1 protein-coding gene and 1 pseudogene are annotated in these 786 nt (G+C 46.7%); one reads left to right on the top strand and one right to left on the bottom strand.

The genetic code is table 11. From position 1 onward, the window contains the following. On the top strand, window positions 1-419 hold a 419-nt coding region (locus tag A3735_RS25140), incomplete at its 5' end, for an aminotransferase class III-fold pyridoxal phosphate-dependent enzyme (RefSeq protein WP_156499918.1). On the opposite strand, the pseudogene A3735_RS25135 reads toward A3735_RS25140, so the two are convergent. Continuing rightward, window positions 416-786, bottom strand: a pseudogene (locus A3735_RS25135) (hypothetical protein); the annotation flags it as partial. The gene A3735_RS25140 and the pseudogene A3735_RS25135 sit on opposite strands and share 4 nt — an antisense overlap.

Raw genomic sequence — 786 nt, 5'->3', positions numbered from 1 at the left:
CAGGCCCAGTCTACCAAGCCGGTACTTTATCGGGTAATCCGCTCGCCATGGCAGCCGGTCTAGCTATGCTGAATGCGATATCCGAGCCAGGTTTCTATGAAGCGCTAAGTCTGCAAACCACGAAACTGGTAGACGGCTTAAAAGCAGCTGCTAAAGAAGCCGGTGTGCCAATGACCTTTAACCAGGTGGGTGCAATGTTTGGTTTCTTCTTTACCGAAGCAGAGCAAGTTTCTCGCTTTGATCAAGTCATGGAATGTGACTTGCCTCGTTTCAAGGCTTTCTATCATGCGATGTTAGAAGAAGGTGTTTATCTTGCGCCGTCTGCGTTTGAAGCTGGCTTTGTTTCAAGCGCGCACAGCGATAAGGAAATTGAAGCAACAGTTGAAGCAGCACGAAAAGTGCTCAAGTCTCTTGCTTAGTTTTCTGTAAAACCTTCTAAAATAGTATTCAGAAATAACAGGCCTTTGTCCGTCGTACATAGGCCTTCTTCCTTCATCAAGCCCCTTGTCTTGAGTTCCGTTAACATAGGCTCTAAGACGCTGAGTTCCAGGCCCGTACGCTGAGACAGTAGTGAAGCTGGCACACCTTTCGTCAGACGTAGAACATTCATCATAAACTCGAAAGCTAAATCTTCTTGTGGAATAGCTTGTTCGCCCACTCTAATACTAGGCCCTGAACTGACATCAGAGCGCCTACTAGCAATTGCTTTTAAGTAATCGTTTGGGGTTCGAGTCTTACGGTAGCGATACATTCCCCTAAGCTGCTGAGCATCATCTAGCAAAGTGA

The sequence above is a fragment of the Oleiphilus sp. HI0061 genome (genome assembly GCF_001635675.1).
The sequence above is the reverse complement of the archived record's forward strand: the minus strand, read 5'-3'. Positions and strand labels throughout refer to the sequence as shown.